28 protein-coding genes are annotated in these 25,665 nt (G+C 40.1%); 3 read left to right on the top strand and 25 right to left on the bottom strand.

Translation table 11 applies throughout. From position 1 onward, the window contains the following. The first annotated feature begins 91 nt into the window (after positions 1-91). Together ACO1PF_RS09470 and yidC are read left to right on the top strand one after the other, a co-directional pair. On the top strand, positions 92-463 hold the full coding sequence (locus ACO1PF_RS09470; RefSeq protein ID WP_423188808.1) for an acylphosphatase: 372 nt from the start codon (positions 92-94) through the stop codon (positions 461-463). Between the two features lie 85 nt (positions 464-548). Beyond that, positions 549-1,517 carry a membrane protein insertase YidC gene (yidC, locus tag ACO1PF_RS09465; protein WP_423188807.1) on the top strand — a complete coding sequence of 323 codons (969 nt, stop codon included), beginning with the start codon at positions 549-551 and terminating at the stop codon, positions 1,515-1,517. A gap of 41 nt (positions 1,518-1,558) precedes the next feature. On the opposite strand, the gene ACO1PF_RS09460 is transcribed toward yidC, so the two are convergent. The 24 genes from ACO1PF_RS09460 to ACO1PF_RS09345 form a co-directional block, all read right to left on the bottom strand. Then, positions 1,559-2,059: a hypothetical protein gene (locus ACO1PF_RS09460; RefSeq protein WP_423188806.1), complete on the bottom strand. Its 501-nt coding sequence runs from the start codon at positions 2,057-2,059 to the stop codon at positions 1,559-1,561. 95 nt (positions 2,060-2,154) lie between these two features. Further along, entirely contained in the window at positions 2,155-3,030 is an 876-nt protein-coding gene (locus ACO1PF_RS09455; protein ID WP_423188805.1) for a nuclease-related domain-containing protein, read from the bottom strand. A gap of 144 nt (positions 3,031-3,174) precedes the next feature. Further along, positions 3,175-4,728, bottom strand: coding sequence for a HAMP domain-containing sensor histidine kinase (locus ACO1PF_RS09450; RefSeq protein WP_423188804.1), 1,554 nt, complete (start codon positions 4,726-4,728; stop codon positions 3,175-3,177). Next, positions 4,725-5,417, bottom strand: coding sequence for a response regulator transcription factor (locus ACO1PF_RS09445; RefSeq protein ID WP_423188803.1), 693 nt, complete (start codon positions 5,415-5,417; stop codon positions 4,725-4,727). The genes ACO1PF_RS09450 and ACO1PF_RS09445 overlap by 4 nt, the downstream gene beginning before the upstream one ends. Before the next feature lie 223 nt (positions 5,418-5,640). After that, a complete protein-coding gene (gene gndA, locus ACO1PF_RS09440; protein ID WP_423188802.1) occupies positions 5,641-7,080 on the bottom strand; it encodes an NADP-dependent phosphogluconate dehydrogenase in 1,440 nt (479 codons plus the stop codon). 340 nt (positions 7,081-7,420) lie between these two features. Further along, a complete protein-coding gene (gene recN, locus ACO1PF_RS09435) occupies positions 7,421-9,145 on the bottom strand; it encodes a DNA repair protein RecN (RefSeq protein WP_423188801.1) in 1,725 nt (574 codons plus the stop codon). A 31-nt stretch (positions 9,146-9,176) separates the two neighbouring features. Further along, positions 9,177-9,626: an arginine repressor gene (gene argR, locus ACO1PF_RS09430; RefSeq protein WP_423188800.1), complete on the bottom strand. Its 450-nt coding sequence runs from the start codon at positions 9,624-9,626 to the stop codon at positions 9,177-9,179. Between the two features lie 197 nt (positions 9,627-9,823). After that, positions 9,824-10,630 carry a TlyA family RNA methyltransferase gene (locus ACO1PF_RS09425; protein ID WP_423188799.1) on the bottom strand — a complete coding sequence of 269 codons (807 nt, stop codon included), beginning with the start codon at positions 10,628-10,630 and terminating at the stop codon, positions 9,824-9,826. Between the two features lie 22 nt (positions 10,631-10,652). Further along, the gene (locus tag ACO1PF_RS09420; protein WP_423188798.1) at positions 10,653-11,534 is read right to left on the bottom strand and encodes a polyprenyl synthetase family protein; all 882 of its coding nucleotides are present in this window, start codon (positions 11,532-11,534) and stop codon (positions 10,653-10,655) included. A gap of 49 nt (positions 11,535-11,583) precedes the next feature. After that, positions 11,584-11,799 (bottom strand): exodeoxyribonuclease VII small subunit, encoded by a 216-nt coding sequence (locus ACO1PF_RS09415; RefSeq protein WP_423188797.1) that lies wholly within the window; start codon positions 11,797-11,799, stop codon positions 11,584-11,586. Positions 11,800-11,811: 12 nt separating this feature from the next. Then, positions 11,812-13,161, bottom strand: a complete 1,350-nt coding sequence (xseA, locus tag ACO1PF_RS09410) for an exodeoxyribonuclease VII large subunit (RefSeq protein WP_423188796.1) — start codon at positions 13,159-13,161, stop codon at positions 11,812-11,814. Between the two features lie 173 nt (positions 13,162-13,334). Next, complete coding sequence (gene nusB, locus ACO1PF_RS09405) at positions 13,335-13,814, bottom strand: transcription antitermination factor NusB (RefSeq protein WP_423188795.1); 480 nt, start codon at positions 13,812-13,814, stop codon at positions 13,335-13,337. After that, the gene (locus ACO1PF_RS09400; RefSeq protein WP_423190540.1) at positions 13,814-14,215 is read right to left on the bottom strand and encodes an Asp23/Gls24 family envelope stress response protein; all 402 of its coding nucleotides are present in this window, start codon (positions 14,213-14,215) and stop codon (positions 13,814-13,816) included. Before ACO1PF_RS09400 ends, nusB begins: the two co-directional genes overlap by 1 nt. A 53-nt stretch (positions 14,216-14,268) precedes the next feature. Next, on the bottom strand, positions 14,269-14,826 hold the full coding sequence (gene efp / locus ACO1PF_RS09395; RefSeq protein ID WP_423188794.1) for an elongation factor P: 558 nt from the start codon (positions 14,824-14,826) through the stop codon (positions 14,269-14,271). Between the two features lie 127 nt (positions 14,827-14,953). Continuing rightward, complete coding sequence (locus tag ACO1PF_RS09390) at positions 14,954-16,015, bottom strand: M24 family metallopeptidase (protein ID WP_423188793.1); 1,062 nt, start codon at positions 16,013-16,015, stop codon at positions 14,954-14,956. Positions 16,016-16,270: 255 nt separating this feature from the next. Further along, complete coding sequence (locus tag ACO1PF_RS09385; protein WP_423188792.1) at positions 16,271-16,735, bottom strand: hypothetical protein; 465 nt, start codon at positions 16,733-16,735, stop codon at positions 16,271-16,273. Next, positions 16,732-17,199 (bottom strand): competence type IV pilus minor pilin ComGF, encoded by a 468-nt coding sequence (gene comGF / locus ACO1PF_RS09380; RefSeq protein WP_423188791.1) that lies wholly within the window; start codon positions 17,197-17,199, stop codon positions 16,732-16,734. The genes ACO1PF_RS09385 and comGF overlap by 4 nt, the downstream gene beginning before the upstream one ends. Beyond that, positions 17,193-17,513 carry a type II secretion system protein gene (locus tag ACO1PF_RS09375; RefSeq protein WP_423188790.1) on the bottom strand — a complete coding sequence of 107 codons (321 nt, stop codon included), beginning with the start codon at positions 17,511-17,513 and terminating at the stop codon, positions 17,193-17,195. The genes comGF and ACO1PF_RS09375 overlap by 7 nt, the downstream gene beginning before the upstream one ends. Then, positions 17,500-17,958 carry a competence type IV pilus minor pilin ComGD gene (comGD, locus tag ACO1PF_RS09370; protein ID WP_423188789.1) on the bottom strand — a complete coding sequence of 153 codons (459 nt, stop codon included), beginning with the start codon at positions 17,956-17,958 and terminating at the stop codon, positions 17,500-17,502. The genes ACO1PF_RS09375 and comGD overlap by 14 nt, the downstream gene beginning before the upstream one ends. A gap of 11 nt (positions 17,959-17,969) precedes the next feature. Further along, positions 17,970-18,302 (bottom strand): competence type IV pilus major pilin ComGC, encoded by a 333-nt coding sequence (comGC, locus tag ACO1PF_RS09365; RefSeq protein ID WP_423188788.1) that lies wholly within the window; start codon positions 18,300-18,302, stop codon positions 17,970-17,972. Positions 18,303-18,318: 16 nt separating this feature from the next. Further along, the gene (comGB, locus tag ACO1PF_RS09360) at positions 18,319-19,383 is read right to left on the bottom strand and encodes a competence type IV pilus assembly protein ComGB (RefSeq protein ID WP_423188787.1); all 1,065 of its coding nucleotides are present in this window, start codon (positions 19,381-19,383) and stop codon (positions 18,319-18,321) included. After that, positions 19,331-20,404, bottom strand: coding sequence for a competence type IV pilus ATPase ComGA (gene comGA / locus ACO1PF_RS09355; RefSeq protein ID WP_423188786.1), 1,074 nt, complete (start codon positions 20,402-20,404; stop codon positions 19,331-19,333). The genes comGB and comGA overlap by 53 nt, the downstream gene beginning before the upstream one ends. 163 nt (positions 20,405-20,567) lie before the next feature. Beyond that, the gene (locus tag ACO1PF_RS09350; protein WP_423190539.1) at positions 20,568-21,293 is read right to left on the bottom strand and encodes a YebC/PmpR family DNA-binding transcriptional regulator; all 726 of its coding nucleotides are present in this window, start codon (positions 21,291-21,293) and stop codon (positions 20,568-20,570) included. A gap of 141 nt (positions 21,294-21,434) precedes the next feature. Next, entirely contained in the window at positions 21,435-21,956 is a 522-nt protein-coding gene (locus tag ACO1PF_RS09345) for a VanZ family protein (RefSeq protein ID WP_423188785.1), read from the bottom strand. Positions 21,957-22,067: 111 nt separating this feature from the next. On the opposite strand from ACO1PF_RS09345, the gene ACO1PF_RS09340 reads away from it, so the two are divergent. Beyond that, positions 22,068-23,873: a M3 family oligoendopeptidase gene (locus ACO1PF_RS09340; RefSeq protein WP_423188784.1), complete on the top strand. Its 1,806-nt coding sequence runs from the start codon at positions 22,068-22,070 to the stop codon at positions 23,871-23,873. 321 nt (positions 23,874-24,194) lie between these two features. On the opposite strand, the gene ACO1PF_RS09335 is transcribed toward ACO1PF_RS09340, so the two are convergent. Then, the gene (locus ACO1PF_RS09335; RefSeq protein WP_423188783.1) at positions 24,195-25,625 is read right to left on the bottom strand and encodes an NlpC/P60 family protein; all 1,431 of its coding nucleotides are present in this window, start codon (positions 25,623-25,625) and stop codon (positions 24,195-24,197) included. Between the last annotated feature and the right edge of the window lie 40 nt (positions 25,626-25,665).

Genomic DNA, 25,665 nt, shown 5'->3' with positions numbered 1-25,665 from the left:
GATGGCTTTCTTTTGACCTGGACGTCTCTATACAAGTAAACTAATACTATATTAGAAAAATAATCAGTAAATACTAAAAGGAGGATTCACAATGGGTTCTTTATTTAAAGATTTTTTTGAAAAGGGAAAAAACAGAGAGTCGAATGGTGAAGTCATTTATACAAATGAACCGATGGAAAATAACGGCCAGCAAAAAATGCGTGCCACTATTTCGGGACGCGTCCAGGGTGTCGGCTTTCGTTTTTCTACACAACAAGCAGCGGATGAAGCAGGTGTCAAAGGGATCGTACGTAATGAAAACGACGGAACTGTTTATGTTGAAGCCGTTGGTGACGAAAAACAATTGAGTCAATTTATTGAAGCATTACGCAAGGGGCCTTCTCCCGCTGCTGATGTTGACAAAGTAGTCGTTACTTATGACGAAAAGATTGAAGAAAAAACGATTTTTTCTCAAGTCAATTGAATTATTTCTTCCATTAAGGTATAGTGGTGAATAGCGTGAAAGCAATAGAGAGACACCACTATAAAAATTAAAGGATTGAATACAATTGAAAAACCGTACTAAAAGATGGCTTTTATCAGGTGGAATGCTTTCCATCGTTTTGTTCTTATCAGGTTGCATGAGAGTTGACGAAAGTGGAACGCCTACTGGTGGCTTTTCTCAATTTTTATTTGATTATCTCGTTTTACCTACACAACAGTTCATAGAAATACTAGCAGATTTCACTGGAAGTTACGGACTGGCAATTATTGTCATTACCATTATCGTTCGTATCCTCATCTTACCCTTATCAATCAAACAACAACGTGCGACTTTAGAGCAACAGGCTAAGATGGCAACAGTTAAACCTGTTACAGATGAAATCCAGGCAGAAATGAAAGAAACAGACGATGCGAAGGAAAAACAAGACTTACAAGCAGAAATGATGGAAATTTACAAAGAGAATAACGTCAACATGCTGGGCGGCTTATCAGGATGTTTACCGCTGCTCATTCAACTACCAGTTTTCACAGCAATGTTCCAAGCGATTCGAATGTCCGAATCCATTCAGAGCGCTTCATGGCTGGGAATCAATTTGGGCGAAAGCAGTATTCCACTCGCCGTACTGACTGGTGTTGTTTATCTCGTTCAAACTAAAGTCATGCAGGCTGGCATGCCCGAAGAAACACGCAAACAATCAGGTACCATGATGTACATGAGTCCAGTGATGATTCTAATGTTCTCAATCACTGGTCCAGCAGGACTGACATTATACTGGTTTGCTGGTGGTTTTGTAGCAATCGGTCAATCTCTTATCACTAATTTGTACTACAAACCAAAATTAGAAAAAGAGATGGAGAAAAAACACGGCGGAAAACCTATTATTAAACGTAAACTACGTGAACGTAAAACAGTTCAAGCTACTGAAACTGACACGAAGCTTAATCAAGCACCATCCGCTAGAAACAAACGTCGTAACCAGAGCCCGTTCGAACAGAAAGAGCTCCGCAATTCAGGTAAACAACAACGTGACTGATTATTATGAAAAAAGGAGACTCAACTGAGTCTCCTTTTTCTTTACCCTGTTTTTGATTGGATAACGACGTGTCCATTGACACGTCGTTTCATTTTTTTATATTTTTCAGTTGGTAAGCAATCGCCTGAGCGATTGCTGTCCTTCTTAGGTATTTCGACATGTCGACTGTGAAGCTGCTGATTCAGATCGGAATTCTTTCTGAGTTCGACATCTCGACCGTGAAACTGCTGATTCAGATCGGTATTCTTTCTGAGTTCGACATGTCGACCGTGAAACTGCAGATTCAGATCAGTATTCTTTCTGAGTTCGACATGTCGACCGTGAAACTGCAGATTCAAATCGGAATTCTTTCCGAGTTCGACATGTCGACCGTGAAACTGCAGATTCGAATCAGTATTCTTTCTGAGTTCGACATTTTGACCGTGAAACTGCTGATTCAGATCAGTATTCTTTCCGAGTTCGACATGTCGACCGTGAAACTGCTGATTCAAATCAGTATTCTTTCTGAGTTCGACATGTCGACCGTGAAACTGCAGATTCAACTCGGAATTCTTTCTGAGTTCGACATGTCGACCGTGAAACTGCTGATTCAGATTGTTATTTTTATCTTTACTATACTATCGATAATATATTTACTCTATAGTAGTGTTTTGAGGAATCTTCCTATTCTTCTTTTCGATATGCTTCCATCGATCCAATCATAAACAAGTGATGTAGTAATTTTCAACTTAGGAAATAGCATCTCAATCTCCTCAACATGACTAAGAATTAAACGATTTATATCATCAACATTTTCACATTCAAGACAAGTAGCTTTACGTTCAGTTACTATCACATTAAAGGACTGACAGCCATTGCAAATTATTCCTTTCTTCATGTCCTCATATTTAAATTCATGAGAAGTTTCCTTATATCTTTGATTACTTAACTGCTCTGACTGGAGTTTGTTTACGATGTTAACCTGTCCTTTTGATAATTTTGTATTTCTATTTTTTAGTTTCTCAAGGTGGTTATTTATTTGGGTCGGCAGTATAAACGGATCACTTGTTTGAGCATCAAATAAAGTAAATGATGCATTAATAAAAAGGACATAAGGTTTAATTTCTACGGCTTCACTCCATTGACTAATCATTTGTTCCAGGACTTTTTTAGCTCGATTTAATTGAATACTTGGACAAATGAATTCCTGGCCATTTAGCTTTCGAAATTGACCTGGTAATTTCTGAAATTCTCCCTCGTAATTTTTAATTTCATATAGGTAAAACGTGTCTCCTATAACCAGTAACGTATCTATTTGTGCGGTCGATCCGTTATACGAAACAAGTAAATCGTTTATAACTGTTACATCATCTTCAAAGTGTTCTTCGATCCGTTCATCAAATTTCTGTTCTCCCTCATATCCTTTTTTAAGATTCAACAGGTATTGCTGTTGAGCATATGGTAATTTGGTTCGGGTATTCACCGATTCCAGGTATTGTAACTGATACGATTTCTTTCTAATTTTTTTTTCCATTTTCAACCTCCTTATATTTTGAAAACTTCTTATTCATCTATAGTATTAACTGCCCATCCAATTTATTTATCATTAAATTTCACGAAAAAAACTCCACAACATACCAGAATCAGTATGTCGCGGAGTTATTTTAGCTTATTCATTTTATTTTTTCGTTAAAGCTTTAGAAGCTCGTTCAGACTCTTCTATTTTTTTCAGATCTTTTTCATTTAGTTTAGGTAATTCAATTCTGAAAATCGAGCCATGATCCAGGACACTTTCTACCCAAATCTTACCATGATAGCCTTCTACCAATTGTTTGGCGATAGACAATCCTAATCCGTTACCGCCTTTGTGTCGACTTCTTGCTTTGTCTACACGATAGAAACGATGGAAGATTTTCTCAGTATCTTCTTCAGTCATTCCTTCACCAAAATCTTGAATAGCGATTTGAATTTTAGGTCCATCATCGGACACGCTTAAATGCACAACATGGCGATCTGTAGAGTATTTCACCGCGTTATCAAGCAGAATAATGAGAATCTGTTCTAAGTGATTGCGATAAATATTGATGTACACTTCTTTTTCCAAATCATCATCCAGGATAAAGGTGAAGTCCGGATGAACAAGTTTAAAGTTATTATAGGTTTGATCGATAAGTTCTCTAACTGAAGTCCGTTCGTTTTTGTAATGAATTTCGACTTGTTCAGCACGTGATAAGTCGAGCATTTCCTGGACCAAACTCTTCATTCGTTCGATTTCTTGAAGAGACGCACTCAGCGATTCATCTAAAACGACCGGATCATCTTTACCCCAGCGGTTCAAGAGCTTCATATGACCTTCAACCACCGCAACGGGTGTGCGTAATTCATGCGACACATCTTCAACAAACTGTTTTTGCTGTTCAATGTTGCGTTGCATACGGTCCAGCATCGAGTTATACGCATTGGCTAACTCAGTCAATTCATCGTTACCATCCCCCACGTCAATACGATCACGGGATTCCGGATCTTTTTCAACGATGTGCATGGCCTCAGTCAACCGACGAATCGGCTGGAGGAATGAGATGGCAATAATATAACCGATGACTCCGCTGAAAAGTAAAGCGATAACTCCGGTCAGCAATATTGCTCCCAAGACACTTCTAAATAGCTGATGATAGGATGACAACGTGTTGATTACTTGGACGTAGCCAATTCTTTCATTATTTAAGAACGAGTAAACTGGTGTTGTTGCCGATAAGGCTTCACCGCTCGGCCCCTTTTCTATAGTTTCGATTTGCAACGTCTCTTTAGGTACAAATTCTATATCAACATCATTCGTTTCATATAAAAGTTGGTCGCTAGTGTTATATACTCTTATAACAATACTGCCTTGGCTCGCACGCAATGGTGTACTTCTCTGATTTTGAACTTCTTCCATAATCGGCATTTCAGGTGTTAAATATAGTTCCTGCTGATTCAATGTGTCTTCAACATCTTCTTCTGTTAATTCATAAAAGTTTTGTCCAAACTGTTCAGTTAAATTCACCATCACATTTCTAACGGCTTGTTGTTCATTATCTATCATGATTTGCTGAAAGGTAATGAATAAAATAGTGGAAAATATAGTGTATGTTAAAAATAGTGCAATGGCAGCCCCGATAGTCCATTTCCATCTTAAAGAAATTCGCTTTTTCTCGTTAATTCCTTTTGTATCAACGGCTGCTTGAGGTTTCACGTACGCATCACGTATCCTGTCCCTCTAACCGTTTGAATGTAGCTTTCTTTTCCGGAAACATCGATTTTGTTGCGCAGGTATCTGATATACACGTCAACCACGTTGGTTTCAACTTCCGTTTCGTATCCCCAGACTTTATTCAATAATACTTCACGTGACAAGACAATGTTCAAGTTTTCCATTAATTCAACGAGTAACTCGTATTCTCTCTTCGTCAATTCAATGACTTCATCTGCGCGTTTGACGACACGGTTTTCTTTTTCTACCGTAATGTCTCTGTATGTGATGGTCGTTTGACGACTCACATTTTCTTCGGTTTCGATTTCGATACGACGAAGCAAGGCACGCATGCGCGCTAATAATTCTTCGATCGCAAAGGGCTTGACTACGTAATCGTCAGCACCATGATCAAAACCTGAAACGCGGTCAATGACTGAATCTCTTGCCGTCATCATGATAATTGGCACATTACTAACTTGACGAATACGACGTGCCACGTCGATCCCGTTTAATTCGGGTAACATTAAATCAAGTAATACAATATCCCACTCTTTAGTTTCATCTGTTGCAGCTTCAAGACCTGAACGACCATCAAAACGGACCTCTGTCTCAAATCCTTCATGGGTTAATTCCAATTCAACAAATCGAGCTAAATTCTTTTCATCTTCTATAATTAAAATCTTTGCCACGGTTTCCACTCCTACTTCTTTTATGTGCATTTATTTTTATAAATTAGTGTTATAATGCCTGTTATTATGCTCTTTAAGTTTACCATATTTTTGTTTAATTAGAAATGTTAGAAGAGTCTAATTTAATATTTTATAACAAGTTATAACGAATTGTGACAAGAAAATAGTAGGTTCTCGAAATGAAAACCTACTAATCTTACTTATTCATTATTATCTTGCTTGATCAATCCCAGTTTTCTTCGCCTTCATTACCGTACCAGTCAAAGTGGAATGTTCCTTCTTTGTCTACACGCTCATACGTATGTGCTCCGAAGTAATCACGTTGAGCCTGGATAATGTTCGCTGGTAAACGCTCTGAACGATAAGAATCATAATAAGCGATGGCCGATGAAAAGGCCGGTATTGGTACGCCTGCTTGAACAGCCAAACCAACTAAATCTCTAACGGACTGCTGATATCTATCGGCAATATCCAAGAAGTATTCATCTAGCACTAAGTTTTTAAGTTCGGGCTCACGTTCGTAAGCCTCCGTGATTTTTTGTAAGAAACGTGCACGAATAATACAGCCGGCACGGAATATTTTGGCAATTTCACCGTACTCGAGTTTCCAGTCGTATTCATCAGAAGCTGTGCGCATTTGTGCAAAACCTTGTGCATAACTCATGATTTTACTGAAGTATAAAGCTTCACGCATTTTCTCGATCAATTCTTTTTTGTCACCTGTGTACTCTTTGGTTGCGGGTTTAGGCAACACTTTACTTGCCTCAACACGTTCATCTTTCAAAGCTGAAATATAGCGCGCAAAAACAGATTCGGTAATAAGTGGTAACGGCACACCTAAATCCAAGGCACTTTGTGATGTCCATTTACCTGTTCCTTTATTTCCGGCACGGTCTAAAATGACATCGACCATGAATTCTCCTGTTTCGGGATCTTTTTTAGTCAATGCATCAGCTGTAAGCTCTATGAGGAAACTGTCCAGTTCGCCTTCGTTCCATTCATTGAAGACCTCTGCTGTTTCTTCGTTTGATAAACCAACCATATCTCTTAACAAGTTATACGACTCTGCTATCAACTGCATGTCACCGTATTCGATACCGTTATGAACCATTTTGACATAGTGGCCTGCACCGTTTGGTCCAATATACGTCACACATGGTTCTCCGTCAGTTGGAGCTTTCGCTGCAATCTTCTCTAAAATAGGTGACACTAAATCGTATGCTTCTTTTTGTCCACCCGGCATGATTGCAGGTCCTTTTAGTGCACCTTCTTCACCACCAGAAACACCAGTCCCGATAAAGTTGATTCCTGAATCAGCTAACTCTTTGCTGCGACGGATGGTATCTTGATAGAAGGTGTTACCGCCGTCAATTAAAATATCTCCTTTATCAAGGAAGGGGAGTAACTGTTGAATGACCGCATCTGTTCCTTTACCAGCCTGAACCATCAACAAAATTTTTCTTGGTTTTTCCAGAGAATTGACAAATTCTTCCAATTCATAAGTTGCGACCACATTTTTGTCTGGATTTTCTTCAATAACAGCAGTCGTTTTTGAAGATGTACGATTGTATAAAGAAACGGAATATCCTCTGCTTTCAATATTTAAAGCTAAGTTTTTACCCATTACGGCCATACCTATAACGCCGACTTCTTGTTTACTCATTAATAAATCTCCTCCTGTTTAAAGTACTTATTCATTGTCATTATTTGTTACAATGCTTACCTATTTATATTAACAAAATATGAACACTTTGGAAACTCTCAAGTTCTCACTTGCATTTCCCTTCCAATTTCAGTACACTTATAGCGTAAAAGATTTAAGAAAGTGGGTGCACAACCTATGCCTAAAAATAAAAATGATAAAAGAACTTCAAGTACAATGACACGTGTTATGATCGGTGTTCTTGTTCTTACTATGGTTATCCCAGTATTTGCTTCTTTATTCAGCATCATGATGTAATTTCTCAACAATTAAATAATTCAGAGAGTCTCTCGTCTAGTACCTAGGCAAGAGACTCTTTTTTTATACGTTTTTTCTTCGCATGTGCTAGTTTTAAAAGCTCATCTGCAGTTTCTTTCGTTAATTGAGTCAGTTCGTCTCCTGATAACATGCGGGCAATTTCTTCAACCCTATCATTTTCAGCAAGTTTCTCAACGCTTGTTTGTGTGCGTTCTGCTTCAATTGTTTTTTTGATGTAGAGATGCTGATCCGCCATAGCCGCCACTTGCGGAAGATGCGTGATACATAATACTTGAGAGTGCTTAGCGACAGAATGAATTTTGTCTGCTATCGCTTGGGCAACGCGGCCACTCACGCCTGTATCCACTTCATCGAATATGATACTTGTAATTCCTTGTGATTGAGAGAATATCGTCTTCATCGCGAGCATCATACGTGAAAGTTCTCCACCTGATGCTACTTTATTTAACGCTTTTAATGGTTCCCCCGGGTTCGTCGAAACAAAGAACTCGATTTTATCAAAACCTTGTTCAGTTAAAGCCAGTTTTGCCTCTGCTTCCTCTGAACCTTTAAAAATCACGGAAAATTTAACTTTTTCCATATAAAGTTCTTTCAACTGTTCCTGAATACGTTCTTCCAACTCTAATGCTGTTTGTTTTCTTAACTTAGACAACTCTCTCGCCTGCTTTTGTGCTTCTGCTTGAGTCGCTGTTATTTTTCTGCTCAATCCATCCACTTGTTCTTCTCTGTTTTCAAGCTGTTTCAACTCTTTATCAGATTTTTCAAAGTGCTCTAGTATAGCTTCGACAGAATTGCCGTACTTCCGCTTAAGTTGTTGAATTAAATTTAAGCGTTCTTCGATTTCATTCAGTCGCTCTTCATCGTACTCCAAACCGTCTAGTTCAGCATATATCTGGCTCGCCGCTTCTTGTAGCTGAAAGAACGCCGTCGACAGGCTTTCAGAAATATGTTTGAATGACTCGTCGATATTTTCAACAGCCGACATTTTTTCCATTGCTTTACCAACGCTATCCAGACCGCTATACTCTTCTCCTTGTAAGGTAGCATAGCTTGAAGACAAAGCTTCTACGATGGCTTGATGATTCACCAGCTTTTTCTCTTCTTCAAGTAACTCTTCTTCCTCATTAGGCTGAAGGTCTGCGGCTTCTATCTCTTTGACCTGGTATCTTAATATATCCAGTCGTTGAGCAAGTTCCTGTTCGTTGAATAGCCATTGTTCACGTTCTTTAATTAAATGCTTATATTCATGAAAAACTTTTCGATATTCTTTTTTTGTCGACAACAATTCTTTCGGGCCAAAAGAATCGAGTAAATGGCTGTGATTTTCAGTCACCATCAGTTCTTGATGTTCATTCTGTCCATGTATATCGATCAATTGACTTCCGATTTCTTTTAGTACTGCAATAGTAACGATGCTCCCGTTTATTCGGCAAACTGTTCGCCCACTCGTAAAAATTTCCCGCTGAATGAGCAACGTATGGTCATCGTGTTCTATTTCGTGCTGACCGAGTAAGCCCATCAAGTCTACTGATGGTTTAAAGCTGAATTCTCCCTCGAGCACACACTTTTTAGCTCCAAAACGAACAAATTCTATCGAACCCCTGCCTCCAGCCAGCAAACCCACTGCATCGATGATGATGGATTTACCTGCTCCCGTTTCTCCTGTTAAGACAGTCATTCCAGCATTAAAACCTAAAAACAAGTCTTCAATAATCGCGAAATTCTTTATTCGTAACGATTCTAACAAAGACAAACCTCCTAAGCCTTTATTGTTTGAGTTAAATAAAGGCGATAATTCTTCTTTGGAAACGCTCAGCGCTTTCTTCATCACGACAAATGATCAAAACCGTATCATCTCCGGATACACAGGCAAACATTTCACTGTATTTCGCTGTTTCTATCAATGAGCCTAATGCAAAAGCATTTCCAGGGAGCGTTTTGATCAAGACAAACTCTCTTTGTATATCAATAGAAACAAACGCATCCTTCATCAATCGTGACAATTTTTTAGATATATTATAATTCATTTCAGGAGGTAAATTATAACGGTATCCGCCGTCTTTAGCGGGTACTTTTACCAACTGAAGTTCTTTAATATCTCTTGAAATCGTCGCTTGAGTGACTTCAATACCTCTTTCGTGCAATCTGTCGACAAAATCTTCTTGTTTACGAATAATATCCTGCTGCACAAGCTTTCTTAATAATTGGTGTCTCTCTTTCTTTTTCAAGGTTTTCACTCCTATGCTATTTACCTTCGCACCTTCCCCGCAGCACATCAGTATATTTATACAGTTTATACACTCTTATTATACTGCTTTTAAGCCTAAGTGCCAATAACCACGTCTTGCTTTTTAATGACATTTGCAAGACATTTTATGCATAGAACGTAAAAATATTAATATCTCGTTTTGAAATATACACATGACTAATTATCGAAAAGAGTCTCCTTTATTACGTTGTTCAAATGATCTGTTTTAAGCTCACTTATACTTCGGTTGAATGCGATGTGAGCCAAAAACTCCTTGTTTCCTTTTCCACCTTTAATGGGTGAAGGAATGACCTCTTTCACTTCAAATCCTTCATCATACAAAAAATTAACAATGTCATTCAGCACGTACTGGTGAACAGTTGGATCTGTTATGATCCCTCTTTCGCCAACATCTTCTTTGACTGCTTCAAATTGCGGCTTGATCAGTGCGACCACTTCTCCACCGGTAGCTAAAACTGTTTTTAAAGTTGGAAATATTTTTTTTAGAGATATGAATGAGACATCAATCGTTGCAAAATCAGGTATCCCTTTTTTAAAATTCTCAGCTGTGACGTGTCTGAAATTAGTTTGTTCCATGACTTCCACACGCTCATCGATCCGCAGTTTCCACGCTAACTGATTGGTCCCGACATCAAGGGCATAAACAAGCTTTGCTCCCTGCTGCAAGCACACATCGGTGAAGCCACCCGTTGAGGAGCCGATATCTAAAACGACCCGCTCCTTTAATACAATGCCAAAAACCTCAAGGGCTTTTTCCAATTTTATTCCACCGCGACTGACATAGAGCTGATCTGCTCCTTTGATATACACAGTGGTATCATATGGTAACTTTTCACCGGCTGTAAAAATTTGTTCTTCCTTACTCGTGTAAGCTTTGCCTGACATGATCAATCGTTTAGCCTTTTCGCGGTCTATTGCCCATCCTTGCTCTACAAGTAAATCATCTGCTCGTTCTTTTTTCACTTTTTCACCTCTATAAAAACCATCAATTCAATTTTAACGATTCGATAAATGAGTCCAGCAACTCTTCATCATAGTTTTCTTCGCGTTCAAGAATGGCTCTGTTTAAGAGCAAAGCTTCATTTAATTGGTCGTCAAAAAGCTTATGTGCTCGTTCCATGCCGAGTAATGACGGATACGTACTCTTACCCTGTTTTGCATCCGCTCCGACACGTTTACCTAGTTCTTCCTCAGAACCACTGACATCTAAAATGTCATCCCTTATTTGATAAGCGATGCCTATCTTCTTGGCAATGGTATTCAAGTCATTTAATGTTTCCGCATCGACTTTTGCAAGCAGACCTGCAGCTTTAAAGGCGAAATGAATCAGCATCCCTGTTTTGCGGGAGTGAATAGACTCTATTTCTATGAGACTTAATTGTTTATGTTCCCCGTCCATATCGGCTTGCTGTCCCCCGACCATCCCTTCATAACCGGATGATCGAGCCAATTCTTTGATCAGGAGGAGTTTGATTTCATTTGAACAAGTCCCATCTGTCATGACTTCAAAGGCTTTGGTCAGCAGCGCATCGCCAGCTAAAATAGCCGTTGCTTCGGAATATTTGATATGGTTTGTCGGCTTCCCTCTTCTTAAATCATCATCATCCATTGCCGGTAGATCATCGTGAATCAGGGAATACGTGTGAATCATTTCCAGAGCAGCAGCGAAAGGATACGCTTGTGTTTCATCTTTTTTGAATGCCTTGACTAAAGCAATAAGAAGTAATGGACGTAATCTTTTCCCACCCGCTTCCAAGGAATAGCACATCGCTTCTTCGATGACTGTCTGACTTTCGTTTGTGATCAACTCGATTAGATACGTTTCAAATGGTTCTTTATACTCTTTTGTAAACGTCTGAAAATGCATAGTAGACTCCTTTATCGTCATTCAACCAAACTTGCATCAAATTGTATTTTTAATCTTCCAATATTTCTTCGCTGCCGTTTTCGTTGATCATTTTAGTCACTGTTTTTTCTGCATCTTCTACAATGCTCTTACAATAGCGACTCAGTTTGATGCCTTCTTGAAATTGATCCAGCGCGGCCTCAAGCGGAACGTCCCCTTGTTCTAGTTTTTGAACAATGGTTTCCAGCTCTTTCATTGCATCGTCAAAGCTTAATTCTTTATCCATAATAGTCTCCTTTTATTCGATTTCTTTTTTGATCGTCGCTTCTACAGTGGCTTGTATGAAACCATCCGCCACGGTTATATCGATACGTTCGTTTTCTTTGACTTGATCGACTGATTTCACAATGCCTTTTTCACTTTGCGTGATCGAATAACCACGACTCAAGATTTTCAAGGGCGATAAATGATCGAGTGATTGAATCAAAGCATTCACATCATTCTGCTCATTTTTTACGTGCTGTTTTGTTGCTGTCATCAATTGTTTTGTTAGTTGATCCACGTTTAATGACGCTTGTTTGACTTGAGCGCTTGGATTAAATGATTTCAATTGCTGGTTCAACAAATGTACATGGTATTTATCTTCTTTAAGCTGCTCATCCATCCGGCGCACCAGTTGTTCTTTCAATTGGTCAAGGTTCTGACTATAGCCATCATATAATCGTCTTGGCTGTCTAAAGATATAAGACTGTTCCAAACGGCTGACTCTTTCTTTTTCTCGTCTGATCGTTGTGGTCATGGCCTGCATCACGCGCTGGCGGTTTAAATCGATCCTTCCTACTTCATCCGTCAAAACAGGTACAGCTAGTTCTGCTGCCGCAGTCGGAGTCGCCGCTCTTACATCAGCAGCTAGATCGGCCAAGGTCGTATCTGTTTCATGACCAACGGATGAAATGATAGGTGTTTGCGCAAGCGCGATGGCCAGTGCCACCTTTTCCTCGTTGAATGGAAAGAGGTCTTCAAAGGAGCCTCCTCCACGCCCGACGATCAAGGTGTCAAGGTCATACTCCTGGTCCGCTTTTTGAATGCTTTTAACGATTGAATCTGCCGCCTTTTCTCCTTGAACGACGGTAGGAAAAAGATACAACTCTACGATTGGAAAACGACGCTCTATGGTCGTTTGAATATCGCGGATAACAGCGCCGCTTTGACTCGTGATGATCCCGATTTTTTTAGGGAATCGCTTGAGTTGTTTTTTTCGATCACTGTCAAACCAGCCTTCTTCAGCCAATTTCTTTTTGGTCTGTTCATATGCCGCATAAAGTTGGCCTAATCCTTCGGGCTCGATATGATCGATATAAAGTTGATAAGACCCTGTTTTTTCATATACTGACAAGCGGCCGACAGCTAAGACACTCATGCCTTCTTCCAGATCCACGGTCAGCTTTTTCTGCTCATTGTAAAATAAAACAGCCGACAGTTTAGCTCCTTGATCTTTGATGCTGAAATACTGATGGCTGTTACGCCTTTTGGGATTGAAGTTCGAGATTTCTCCTTTAACAAATACGCGTTCTAAATAAGGATCATAATCAAACTTGCGTTTAACGTAACGCGTTAATTGCGTGACTGTTAGGTACTCCTGGTCCATTCGCTTCTATCCTTCCTGATCTTTTATCTCTGTTGCCTATGTAAATAGAAAAAGAGCCAAAAAGTAGAACGTCTCACTCGTCTACTTCTCGCCCTCTCTTACCGCCCTTAATTTTTTCTCAATTATAGAGCCTTTCCATGCAAAAGCAGATAATTTGGGAACGACAAAAAGTGTTATCTGTTATCGGCAATACTCTGTAGTATCCCATTTACGAACTTACTTGATTGTTCATCATTAAATGTTTTAGTTAATTCTATAGCTTCATTCATAACGATGCGTTTATCAACGTCAGGCTGATAAAGCAATTCGTAAGTTGCCAATCTAAGCAACAGCAAGTTTGTTCGTTCCAAACGATTTATCGTCCAATTTTTCAAATGATTTGTAATGGTCTGATCGATATCGTCACGATGTTCCTGAACACCACTCACTAATATTTTTAGATAGGCTAAGGCATCATTTACGATACCTTCGTTGCTTTTTTCTTCAGGTAAAATCAACGCCATAGCTTCTTCTAAAGTACGCTCTTCCTTCAAAGATAACGTACTATCAAGTGCTAATTGAATAGCTTCGTCTATGGTCAATCCATCATGGGTAGATAATTGGAAAAGAGACTGAAAGGCTTTTTCCCTAATTACACGCCTTACAGTTGTCACTATTCCTCATCCTCTTCCTTATCCAAGTCAAATAGATCCTGGAATGATGTTTTTTCGGGTACGATATCTGCAATATGAATGTTTACTTCCGCTAAAGTAATATCAGTCATATGAAAGATTTGTTCTCGCACTTTTTTCTGTATGGCTTGAGCAACTTTGGGTACATTTACACCGAACTTAAAGTAGCAATAGATGTCTACTTTTAAACCCTCTTCGTCTGATGTTAAATGCACACCTTTTTTATGATTAGGTTTGCCAAAGACGATTTTCATTTTTTTAGGGAATTTACCCTGCATAGCATACACGCCATCTACTTCATTAGCAGCCATGCCAGCAATAATTTCAATCACTTCAGGTGCCACTTCTATTTCGCCATAAGGATTGCTTTGATTCGTTCTCATCACTTTTTCTTCCACTGTCGTTCCTCCTCTAAAATGATTCAGTAATGATTTAATTAGGCACGCGAGGCATATGTTCCTTCATCTGTGTTGATAATAAGAACATCATCTTTATTAACAAATAAGGGAACCGTCACAACTACACCTGTTTCAAGTGTCGCCGATTTTGATCCACCACCCGATGTATCGCCACGAATGCCAGGTTCAGTCTCTACGACTTTAAGTTCCACTTTTTTAGGAACTTCGACGCCTATAATTTCACTGCCATACATCATTATGCTGACCAGCATGTTTTCTTTCATGTATTTCAACTCATCTTCGATACGTTCACCAGGAATTTCAAGTTGTTCATACGTGTCTGTATCCATGAAAACGTGATTACCATTATTATCATACAAATATTGCATTGATTTTGTTTCGATAAGAGCTAACTCAAATTTTTCCCCAGCTCTAAATGTTTTCTCCTGCAAAGCACCTGTACGCAGATTTTTTAATTTTGAGCGCACAAAGGCAGCACCTTTGCCCGGTTTAACATGTTGAAATTCCACTACACGCCAAATACCGTTATCATATTCGATCGTTAATCCTGTTTTCAAATCACTTGTAGATATCATTCAATTTCCTCCTAATTACCGCTCATGTAACGCTGTGAAAGTTATTGAGTCTTGTTACACCCATTGTATCACGATTATTTATGAAAACCTATTTTCAAAGGAAGTTTTTCCCCTTTAATTTTCTCTGTTAAAGTTGAATCAATTTTTTGGTTACACTCATGAGGTTACGGCTGCCGTCTTTCGTAATAACGAGGTCATCTTCGATTCTTACACCACCTAAACCTGGAATATAAATACCCGGTTCATTCGTGATAACATTCCCTTCCACTAACGGTTTCTCATTACGGTAACTGATCCCAGGAGTTTCGTGCACTTCCAGGCCAATGCCATGCCCGGTAGAGTGTCCAAAGGCTTCACCGTAACCTTTTTCAGTGATGTAATCTCTTGCTACTGCATCCAATTCTTTCCCTGTAACGCCAGCTTTTGCTTGTTCATTCACTTTTAGGTGCGCATCCAAAACGATTTGGTGGATTTTTTTCAATTCTTCGCCTGGGTCACCTAAAGAGATGGTGCGTGTCATATCGGAAACGTATCCTTTATAGTAACAGCCAAAGTCGATGGTGATCATGTCACCTTGTTCGATTTTTTTATCACTCGCTACGCCATGCGGCATGGCTGAACGTTTTCCACTGGCAACGATGGTATCAAACGAGACACCCGTGGCTCCTTTTTCACGCATCAAGAAATCAAGTTTGTTGGCTACTTCTATTTCAGTCACACCCGGTTTGATGTAACAGAGTATCTCTTCAAACGCATACTCTGTAATTTTTATCGCCTGCTGAATCGTTGCTATTTCTTTTTCATCTTTGATTTCTCGAAGAGATTCCAACAAGCCGCTGCTTGGTTCTAATTCACAAGCCAACAAATCATTTATTTTTTCAAAGGTAGAATAGGTCACGAAATCTTTTTCAAAACTCAATACCTTTATAGCTTCTTTTTCTACGATCGTTTCCACTTCATCGTATATGGGTCCTGTATTTTTTATGATCTCAAATCCAACAGCTTGTTCCGCTGCCTGTTCGGTATACCTGAAATCAGTAACGAAATAAGCTTTATCCTGAGTGACGATACTCAACCCGGTACTTCCTGTAAATCCAGATGCATATCTAAGATTATATGGACTGGTTATCAATAATGCTTCGACCTTCTGATTTTTCATCGTTTGCTGAATAATTTCTACTCGTGACATCTAAACACCCTATTCTATGATTTGAATTCCATTCTGTTCATATTTAACGAACATTCCTTTCTCATTATAGCAAAGTGGGATAAAAAAATAAACGTAGGGCATTTCTTATGTATGATTACAAACTTCTGTAAAGAAAGGGCGCTGTCTAGATGTGGTTTTCCCCAACCATTAGACGGCGCTCTTTAGTTATCCAGTCTCTCACTGATCCATTCTGCTATCAAGCAGATACTCTTCAACTGTTTTTAATTCCAAGACTCATTCTATTTTTTCCTCTTCCGGAAAATCAGGTATTTCTAGACTGACTGGTTCAACATTAGCGTCCTCGCTGATGCCTTCTTCGTCTAACTCTAGAATTTCCAGTTCCTCCAAATCTTCAATAGCTGAAATCTCGATCGTTCGTTTACTCGTGTAATGGTTAGGCATTGTCGCAACGAATGTATACAGTGTGTCGGTCTCTTTTAATACATCGACTCTGCCCTCATCGAAATAAAGTGTTCCCGTTTCAACGTCCTCCCATTCCAGCCTTTCTCGAAGGAATGCTTCACTTACTTCGATCAGCGCTTTGGCTTCGTACGATTGACTTATTTGCTGAAGCTGCATCATTTGATGCTGCAGTATCGCTGTGAGTGAGATGATCAAGAATGAAATGAAAAGGAGTAAATGAAACGTGGAAAGCAGTATGCTCCCCTCGTCATATTGACTGATTTTGTTGACCATCATTTCCTCCTCTCTTCATTCTCTCGCACTCGAAACTTAGCACTATATGATTCCCCATTATTGAACACAACAGCTATATCTAATGTCTCTTCAACAAGTGAAAAATTGATCGAGGATACTTCCAAAAGTATCGGCTGATGCCCCAACGAACCTACCTGACGTCTGATGATTTTGTAATAGCGTTCATAACTAATGGTTTTCATTTTCTGTTCTTCAATGTCAAACTTTTCAAATGTTAATTTATCTCTACTCGTTCTCACACCCTCGCTTCCAGTCAATTCATACTCTAATTGATTGACAAACAAATGCCATTCGATTTGACAATCATCCTTGACCGCTGCTCGAGTAGATCCTATTTGGGATATGGCAAACGAAAACAGCAGGACGCAGCTGCTCACTATGCTCAAGGTAATGATCACTTCTAACAATGAAAATCCCTGCTCCTGCCTTTTGATGTTACTCACCATTCTGCTGACAAAAAGCTGACGCTTCTGACCTCTTCATCCTCAACGTAAAGGTGAATGCTTTTACTGGTTGCAACGCTGTTAGCTGTCGCTCTACCGGATGAGAAATACTCGTTTTTCGGATCAGTCATATCATAAAATAAGGCACTGTCATATAAGAAACGACTCAATTCGATCTCCACTTTTGCCTGTTCTCTTATGGTTAGCAGCTCAAGGCAAAACGGTAAAACGACTCCTATGAAAAGCGCCAGTATACTGAGGCTCACTATGCTTTCCATCATCACAAAACCCTGTTCCTTCTTTTTATTCAATGACAAATCGGCCACTTCCCATCTGAAAACTCACGCTGACTCTTCCGTGGATCGTGTTGAAGTGTATCACGTTAATGTTTCCCAAGTTTCCTGATCCGCTTGAGAAAGAATAATCTCTCATTATCCCTACTACTGAGATAGATTCTGGTAGATACAAAATGTGATTGCTAGGATGCTTTGAATTGCCTGCTCCCGTCACTCGAAAGCGGATCAGCCGGTTGGTCGGACGAACCTCCATCATCGTCCAGTGGTTATTCACAATGGCTTCGCTTTGAATCAAGGTGATGCTGGAGCGTAATGACTCAAAAAACAATTGCGTTTCTGTTTCTTTTTTTATCTGGGCAAAATGCAGAACTGGAAATGTCGCAAGCAGGGAAACGAGCGACAAAACCAGCAGGACTTCAATCAGTGTGAAGCCTTTGTCTTGTTTTAGATGTTTATAAGCAATCATCTTTTTCCACTCTAATCAGGAGCAGCTGTTTTCCGTGTTACTATGCCAGCTTCTAAATTAAAATCTTTCTCAGCTTTTTCGGATTGTTTCGGTGTCAAATAATTTTTTGTTTCCATATCTTTAAATGTGGCTGGCGCAACCTTTCTGTCCATCGTGTACATGTCGGCTTGGGACTGCAGAACGGTAACGATCGCTTCATCACTAGTTTTGTTTGCACCCTCCTGTCTATTAGCTATATTGGGTACGAAAAGCAGCAAGAGTGCTGAGATGATGAACAATACCAAGGACATTTCAATTAAAGTGAACCCGTCTTCTCTCTTCATCCATGTGTTTAACTGTTTCATGTTTTTTCCTCTTTTCTTAAAAAGTTTGTAGTGCACTAAAAGTTGGCAACAACAAGGCCGCATAGATCGCTACAATGATGATGGCTACAAAAATAAAAATCATGGGTTGAATCCAGTTCATCAGCTGGTCTATGTTTTCGTCAAATTCTTCTTCACAGCTTCTGGCATACATCTCCAGCTCCTGTCCTAAATGTCCTGATTGCTCGCCTTGTTTCACCACGAGCATCACTTCCTGCTTAAGGAAATTCAGTTTCTGTAAGCTGACGTGAAAGGATTTACCCTGTTTCATTTCTTTTTCTATATATTCACCCACTTCTGTAATCAAGGGTGACAGTGTATTTTGTTTCATGATCGTCACCACTTCGAATAAACTGCTGTTTCCTTTGAGTAAAAACCCCCATTCACTTGAAAAAAATTGACTCCAGTATAATTGGAACAATGATGACTTCGACCAGCGGGTAATCCACATCAGTCTTGCAAGCGGGGTCATCGTCTTTCCTTTGTAGACTAGAAGTTTCAAGCTTAATGCACATAAAATCCCACTGACGATCAAGATCGTCGGCGCATGATAAACACCTGCCACAATGAAACGAGTGCCTAAATCGAGCTGGTTGTCCTGCACAGCTGTCAACTCGCTGATATGCGGGATCAATATAAACCGCATCGCTAAAAGCATGAGCGTGACAAAAAAGAGCAGGATAACCGGATAATGCAAGAGAGTTATTATTCTTTTCTTCTTTTCTGCTCGTTTCAGTAATTGACTTCCTGCATTGATGGCCGTTTCAGCTAACTGCCCGTGATAAAGTGAAAAATAAAGCTGGGCGCATACCTCATCAGGAAATCCGGCTTTTTTCAACGCTTCTGAAAACAGAGTGCCTTGACTCACTTCTTTATGAATGATCTGAACCATCTGCTTGGATTTTGCATCCACGATCGTTTCCAGGAAAAGCAGCGCTTCCTGCAGAGAAAAACCATCGAGGAGCAAGCGACCACATCTCTTTAAGAATTGGCCCTGGCGGATGGTCTGCTTATGCGTTAGGAATGAAATAACGCTGGTATGTTTTTTCGGTAATATAGCCATTAACAAACACCTTTTTCAATAAATGATTAAATTCTCTGGTGATCGGTTCTACCGTTGGGTGTGCATGAGTATCTTTTTCTACCATTAAACTGAGTTCTTTAGCGGTCATGACTTCAAATAGAGCGACCCGTTTTTCGCCCCTATTATAATGCGTACAGTACGTCTGACAATTTGCATCACATAGCGGACAATACAGGGGTAATAACGTTTGAAAAGCGACACCGATCAGTGTCTGTTTCAATAAAGGTAACCCAACTCCCAGTTCCATCATTCGCGATAAGACACCTTCGGCATTTTTAGCATGGATAGAAGCGACAATCAAATGTCCCGTCAGCGCTCCTCTCATCACCATTTTGGCCGTCTCTTCATCGCGTATCTCCCCGACAATGATAACGTCAGGGTGATGCCGCAAACTTGATTTAAGCAGATGTTCATAAGTTACACCGGCAGTTTCATTGACCTGCGTTTGCAGAAAGCTACTTTCTTCTATTTCTACAGGATCCTCAACGGTAATGACCTGCTGTTTTTCTCCCTGCATACGGTTCTTGATCAAGTGATACATCGTTGTCGTTTTCCCAGAATCGACCGGCCCGGAAAATAATAGCAATCCCGATTTCGCCTGAACGAGTTTCTCCAGCTTACCCCACTCATGTGCAAAAAAAGTCCCTGGGATAAAGGATTCTTCATCTTTTTGCTTGAGCAACCGAATTACGAGCGATTCCTGTGCCTGGTAGTTGCTGATGGTTGAAAAACGGCAGTCGATCGCTTTCTCACTCAAAGTAAATGTCGTTGACCCGCTTTGAGGTCGTCGTCTTTCTCCCACGTCCATATTCGATAAAAATTTAAAATACGAAATGAGCCGTGTCCCTTCATCGCGATCCAGATAGTATTGTTTCTCCATCTGACCGTTGAGACGGAAATAGACATCATAATGTTTCTGCTCAGGCAATATATGAATATCACTTGTTCGATAAGAATCTGCTATAGTGAGTAAATGTATCGCGAATGATTCTGTATCCATCACATCCTCCCTTTCTAAGCTAATTTTTTTCACTACTTATTATATTGTGCATTTATTTTTTTGCTCACGAAAAAACCTCTAGCAAAATAGATATTTTTTATCTACTCGCTAGAGGTCACTTTCTTAAGTATTCAATTAATGACTCTGTATTAAACGTGAATTTTTATAGTTCAGCGTTATGATAAACTTCACTGACATCGTCGTCATCTTCCAACGCATCGATCAGTTGTTCAAATATACCGGTTTTATCTTCTGGTAGAGGTAAAATGGTTTGGGGAACCATCATCAATTCCGCCTGGTCCAGTTTAAATCCAGCTTCTTTCATTGCATCTCTCACTGCTGTGAAATCTGTTGCTTCGGTGTAGATTTCAAATACTTCGTCTGACGTTTCCAGTTCTTCTCCGCCGGCTTCCAGCACATGCATCAACATCGTGTCTTCGTCGACATCCAGTCCTTCGCGGTCAATCGCGATGTAGCCTTTACGGTCAAACATGTAACTGACTGATCCTTTTTCGCCCAAAGAACCACCATTGCGATCAAAGGCAATATATATGTTGGTATTGGTACGGTTCAGGTTATCTGTCAGAGTGTGGACGAGTATGGCAATACCGTTTGGCCCGTAGCCTTCATAGACCACTTCATCATAGTTGGCTCCCTGGCCCGCTTCCGTTGCGCGTTTTATGGCCCGATCGATATTGTCATTCGGCATGTTGCTGGCTTTTGCTTTATCAACAGCCATACGCAGTGCTGCATTCATTTCCACATCTGCTCCGCCGTCTTTTGCTGCTTTATATATTTCTTTAGATAATTTCTGGAATACACCACTACGCTTAGCATCTTGAGCGCCTTTACGCTGTTTTATGTTGTTCCACTTTGAATGTCCTGCCATCATAATTCCTCTTTCCTGAATTTGATTTACGTTTTCCTTTATTATTATACCAAAAATCTTGTTCATATCAACACTACTGAAAAGAGTGGGCTCGCTTACAACCCACTCCAGTCAATAATCCTTTTTCTTCTACCCTTTAAACTAAGATTTGAATCTCACTTTCTTTCTTCGTCTGCCTTGGGGTTTGGTGAAGAAAGCGGTGGCGATTCCGACTATCGCTCCAGCGGTATCCAGCATCACGTCTTCCATCAAAGCTGTACGGTTAGGATGGAAAGCCTGTCTCAGCTCATCAAACGACGCATACCCCGCTGTCAAGAGTAAAGCGATCAGCACGGTCAGCCAGGGTTGGTTCACACGATTTCTCAAGCCTAAGAACCAGAATAAGCCCAGTAAAAAGTATGCAACAAAGTGTGCCCCTTTTCTGATGAAAAATTCCAAAAAGCCTATGTACCCGTTTGCGGCAATGCTGATTTCGCTGCCAGCATACATGAATTCGACTCTTTCCAGGAGTCCTCTCAAGGGTTCGCCTTCGAGCCATTGATGGAGAAAAGGCTGAACGTTTTGATCTTCATAACCCATGGATGTGCTGTAAAAAAGGAGTGCCATCATTCCAAAAGCTAGTAGTAAATAAATATTGTCTGCAGGTCTTGCTTTTTTATTCATTTGATTACCCCTCATTTAGTCAATACATCTATTCTAACTGATGTTCCTGGATTTGAAAAGGAAAAAACGATACAATAAAATCAGTCTATTTTTAAGGGGAGAGATAAAACAATGACAACATCACAAAATTGGAACATGGATAGCGTTTTTGAAGGGGGAAGTCATTCAGAAACTTTACAAGTACATATCAAAGAACTGGATACCTTGATTGAAGAAATATTGACTCAAATCCAGGAATGGGATCCTAAAGAGGATTCTCCAGCATTCAGCGCTCTGGCTTCATTTCTAGAAAATAGAGAAAAAATCGGCAATGGTTTGTCTGAAGCAGGCACCTTTGCACGTGGTTTGTTTTCAGCAAACACTAAAGACTCGCAAGCTGCCAAAGTCGTTAATCAACTCAGTGCGGTAGGTAGTCAAATGAGCGCCGTTGAAACACTCTTTATGAAAAAATTGAAAGACGTTCCGGAAAAGGTATGGGACACCCTTGTTTCCACAGAACCTTTCCAAACGAGTGCCTTTCCTTTAGAAGAAAAAAGAGAAGAAGGTCAGAAATTATTATCAGAAAAAGAAGAGAAGATCATTCAAAAATTATCACTTGACGGCTTGAACGGTTTTGGTAATACGTATCAGACCATCGTCAACAGTGTGAACGTTCCTTACGAAGAGGACGGAAAAACCACTTATCTTTCAGCTGGACAGGCAGCCAATAAATTAACGGGTTCTGAAGATCCAGCGGTCAGACAGCAGCTGCTTGGTGATTGGGAAAAAGCCTGGAAAGAAAAAGCACCTTTATTTGCTGATACACTTAACCATCTCGCTGGTTTCAGACTTCAAACGTACGATTTAAGAGACGAAAAAGATTTTTTAAATCCACCACTAGAATATAACCGTATGCAGAAAGAAACGTTGAATACCATGTGGGATACGATCACTGAAAACAAACCCAAATTGGTCGACTTTCTGAATCGTAAAGCTGCTTTGATGGGCAAAGAAAAATTGAATTGGGCAGATGTCACTGCACCGGTCTCAATCGGCAATTACGAGCCAAAAACCTATTCATTTGCCGAAGCTCAAACGTTTGTCACCACTCACTTCGGAAGCTTCAGTCAGGAAATGCAAATGATGGCCCAACGTGCGTTTGATGAAGGCTGGGTCGAAGCTGAGGATAAAGAAGACAAACGTCCAGGCGCATACTGTTCCAATCTTCCGGAAAGTAAGCAATCCCGTATTTTCATGACGTTCTCTGGAAGTGCCAACAACGTCTCAACCCTTGCTCACGAATTAGGACACGCCTACCATAGTCATGTCATGAGAGACTTACCGGCCCTGAACCGCAGTTATGCAATGAACGTTGCGGAAACAGCTTCAACTTTTGCGGAAATGCTCATATCAGACGCCACTGTCGAAGCCGCTGCATCCGATGAAGAAAAAATCGCTTTACTGGACAGTAAAATTTCGCGAGCCGCCGTTATGTTTATGAATATTCACAGTCGCTTCCTGTTTGAAAAACGTTTTTACGAAGCGCGCCAAAAAGGACTGGTTGATGAAGACCAATTGAGCGCCATCATGGAAGAAGCTCAAAAAGAAGCTTTTTTAGATTCTCTAGATACTTATCACCCAACTTTCTGGGCGAGCAAATTGCATTTCCACATTACGGGACTTTCCTTCTACAACTTCCCTTATACATTCGGCTTCCTCTTTAGTTTGGGTATCTACTCTAAAGCGAAACAGGAAGGTAAGTCGTTTGAAACAGATTACCGCAACCTGCTTAGAGACACAGCCAGCATGACTACGGAAGAGCTTGCTGAAAAACATCTTGGTGTTGATCTGACACAATCAACTTTCTGGCAGTCAGCGATCGACGAAATACTGACTGACATCGATGACTATTTGGCTCTGACAGCTGACAGAGTTTAAATAAAACAACTCTATCGGTTACCAAAAAAGCGGTGAGCCTATTCCATTTCAGGGATACGCTCACTGCTTTTTTGACTGAATAATAATATTTAGGTTGATTTCGTCTGCAATTAATATCGCTCAAGATACTGTTTTGCTTGAATGATGCTAATGAGCCTTCCCTTGGTATCGCACAAGCTTATATCCTCTACCACATAGCCTATTAGGGTTGAAACTCGTCTAGACACGATTGTCTTTCCAATGAAATATAAAAGACCATTCTTTCCTTAAGATTAAATTCTCTCAAGGATGGAATGGTCTTTCTCAAATTAGTCTTTTTTCTTAATATCTTCCGTATCCAACTAGACGAGGTCCCCAATAATTAGAACTAACGCTGGTATATGCAACACCGGTACTTGATTGTGAACCGATAAACTGTCCGTTACCAACATAGATACCCACATGACTCACACGCGATCCATTTTCAGAGAAGAAAACTAAATCTCCTGCACGTGGATTTGACACTTTTTGAGACGATGCATATTGTCCGGCAGCAGAACGTGCAAGACTAACCCCGGCTTGTCTGAAGACATAACTTGTAAAACCAGAACAGTCAAATGCGGCTGTAGTTGATCCCCCATAAAGATATGGTGTCCCTAAAACGCTATTTGCATAAGAGCTGATTTGACCCCATGTGACACCATTGCTTGTTGTTGCTGGTGCTGGTGCTGGTGCTGGTGTTGGCTTGCTCGTTTCTGGTGAAGATTGTACAGTTGCACTAGACGATACTGTCGCTTGAATGCTGCTATTTGAAGCAGTAGAGCTCGATTCAGTTGGTTGTGCGGTGTTAACCGTTACGGTCGAAACTGTCTGCGCGGTCTGATTTGATTCAGATGATGAAACGGAAACTTCTGTTTCTGCCTCAGCTTCTGCTACTTCAGCTTCACGTTGTCTTTCTTCCTCTGCCTGTGCTGCTTCAGCGCGTCTTCTCTCTTGTGCTTCACGAGCTGCTTGTGCGGCTTCTTCTCTGGCAACAACTAGTTCAACAACAGCTTTTTCAGCCTCTGCTTTCTCAGCTAAGAAACGTTGGCGATCTCCTTCAGCCGTCGCTCTTTCTGAGGCGAGTTGAGCAACCAGAACTTCTTTTTCTAGCGATTGCTGTTCCAGTTCTTCTGAAATACCTTCAAGTTCTGCAGCTAATGCATTTTGCTGAACGATCGTCTTTTCGGTCTGACTTTCTTTTTCAATGACAGCTTCTTTATCTCTTACTTGGGCTTCAACCAATTTGCGGTTAGAGCCTATAAGATTAGAAACGACATCGATGCGACCCAAGATATCACCTAAGGATTCTGCATCGATAATAAATTCGATGTAATTAGCTGTTTGACCATCCACTTGAATTTTTCTTGCTTGCTTCTCGAGTTGTTCAGTACGTTTCTCAATAATAACTTCCAACTCGACAATTTCTTCCTGCAAGTTTTTCATTTCTTTGTGAGCTTTTTCCAATCGTTCCACTACTTCTGTAATAAGATCTTCATTGGCTGTAATATCATTGGTGATGGCAGTTAGTTCTTCTTCAGTATTTTGGACTTCAACTTTTAATGATTGAATGGTACCATCCAAATTAAGTACATTGTTTTCAGTTTCTTCTATTAAATTTAAGTTATCTTGAATAGCATCATCATACTCATTCGCTAGTACATCGGGGGAAAGAGCAAGTGTGCTTAATAATATAGTAGTTGTCAATGTTGATATAATTATGTTCTTTTTCAAAGATTATTCCCTCCATTGAGTGTTTGATTGAATTGATTAA

The sequence above is a fragment of the Alkalibacterium sp. f15 genome, from assembly GCF_049389645.1.
Lineage (GTDB): Bacteria > Bacillota > Bacilli > Lactobacillales > Carnobacteriaceae_A > Alkalibacterium.
This window is presented reverse-complemented; position numbering and strand designations above follow the sequence as displayed.

Coding starts and splice junctions, on each gene's coding strand:
- comGF (WP_423188791.1), bottom strand. CDS start 17,199: ATGGTGAGTAACATCAAAAGGCAGGAGCAGGGATTTTCATTGTTAGAA.
- ACO1PF_RS09455 (WP_423188805.1), bottom strand. CDS start 3,030: ATGGAAAAAAAAATTAGAAAGAAATCGTATCAGTTACAATACCTGGAA.
- comGB (WP_423188787.1), bottom strand. CDS start 19,383: ATGGCTATATTACCGAAAAAACATACCAGCGTTATTTCATTCCTAACG.
- gndA (WP_423188802.1), bottom strand. CDS start 7,080: ATGAGTAAACAAGAAGTCGGCGTTATAGGTATGGCCGTAATGGGTAAA.
- ACO1PF_RS09390 (WP_423188793.1), bottom strand. CDS start 16,015: ATGTCACGAGTAGAAATTATTCAGCAAACGATGAAAAATCAGAAGGTC.
- comGD (WP_423188789.1), bottom strand. CDS start 17,958: ATGATTGCTTATAAACATCTAAAACAAGACAAAGGCTTCACACTGATT.
- ACO1PF_RS09340 (WP_423188784.1), top strand. CDS start 22,068: ATGACAACATCACAAAATTGGAACATGGATAGCGTTTTTGAAGGGGGA.
- efp (WP_423188794.1), bottom strand. CDS start 14,826: ATGATATCTACAAGTGATTTGAAAACAGGATTAACGATCGAATATGAT.
- comGC (WP_423188788.1), bottom strand. CDS start 18,302: ATGAAACAGTTAAACACATGGATGAAGAGAGAAGACGGGTTCACTTTA.
- xseA (WP_423188796.1), bottom strand. CDS start 13,161: ATGGACCAGGAGTACCTAACAGTCACGCAATTAACGCGTTACGTTAAA.
- ACO1PF_RS09400 (WP_423190540.1), bottom strand. CDS start 14,215: ATGAGAACGAATCAAAGCAATCCTTATGGCGAAATAGAAGTGGCACCT.
- ACO1PF_RS09350 (WP_423190539.1), bottom strand. CDS start 21,293: ATGGCAGGACATTCAAAGTGGAACAACATAAAACAGCGTAAAGGCGCT.
- ACO1PF_RS09415 (WP_423188797.1), bottom strand. CDS start 11,799: ATGGATAAAGAATTAAGCTTTGACGATGCAATGAAAGAGCTGGAAACC.
- comGA (WP_423188786.1), bottom strand. CDS start 20,404: ATGGATACAGAATCATTCGCGATACATTTACTCACTATAGCAGATTCT.
- ACO1PF_RS09385 (WP_423188792.1), bottom strand. CDS start 16,735: ATGATGGTCAACAAAATCAGTCAATATGACGAGGGGAGCATACTGCTT.
- ACO1PF_RS09420 (WP_423188798.1), bottom strand. CDS start 11,534: ATGCATTTTCAGACGTTTACAAAAGAGTATAAAGAACCATTTGAAACG.
- ACO1PF_RS09345 (WP_423188785.1), bottom strand. CDS start 21,956: ATGAATAAAAAAGCAAGACCTGCAGACAATATTTATTTACTACTAGCT.
- ACO1PF_RS09470 (WP_423188808.1), top strand. CDS start 92: ATGGGTTCTTTATTTAAAGATTTTTTTGAAAAGGGAAAAAACAGAGAG.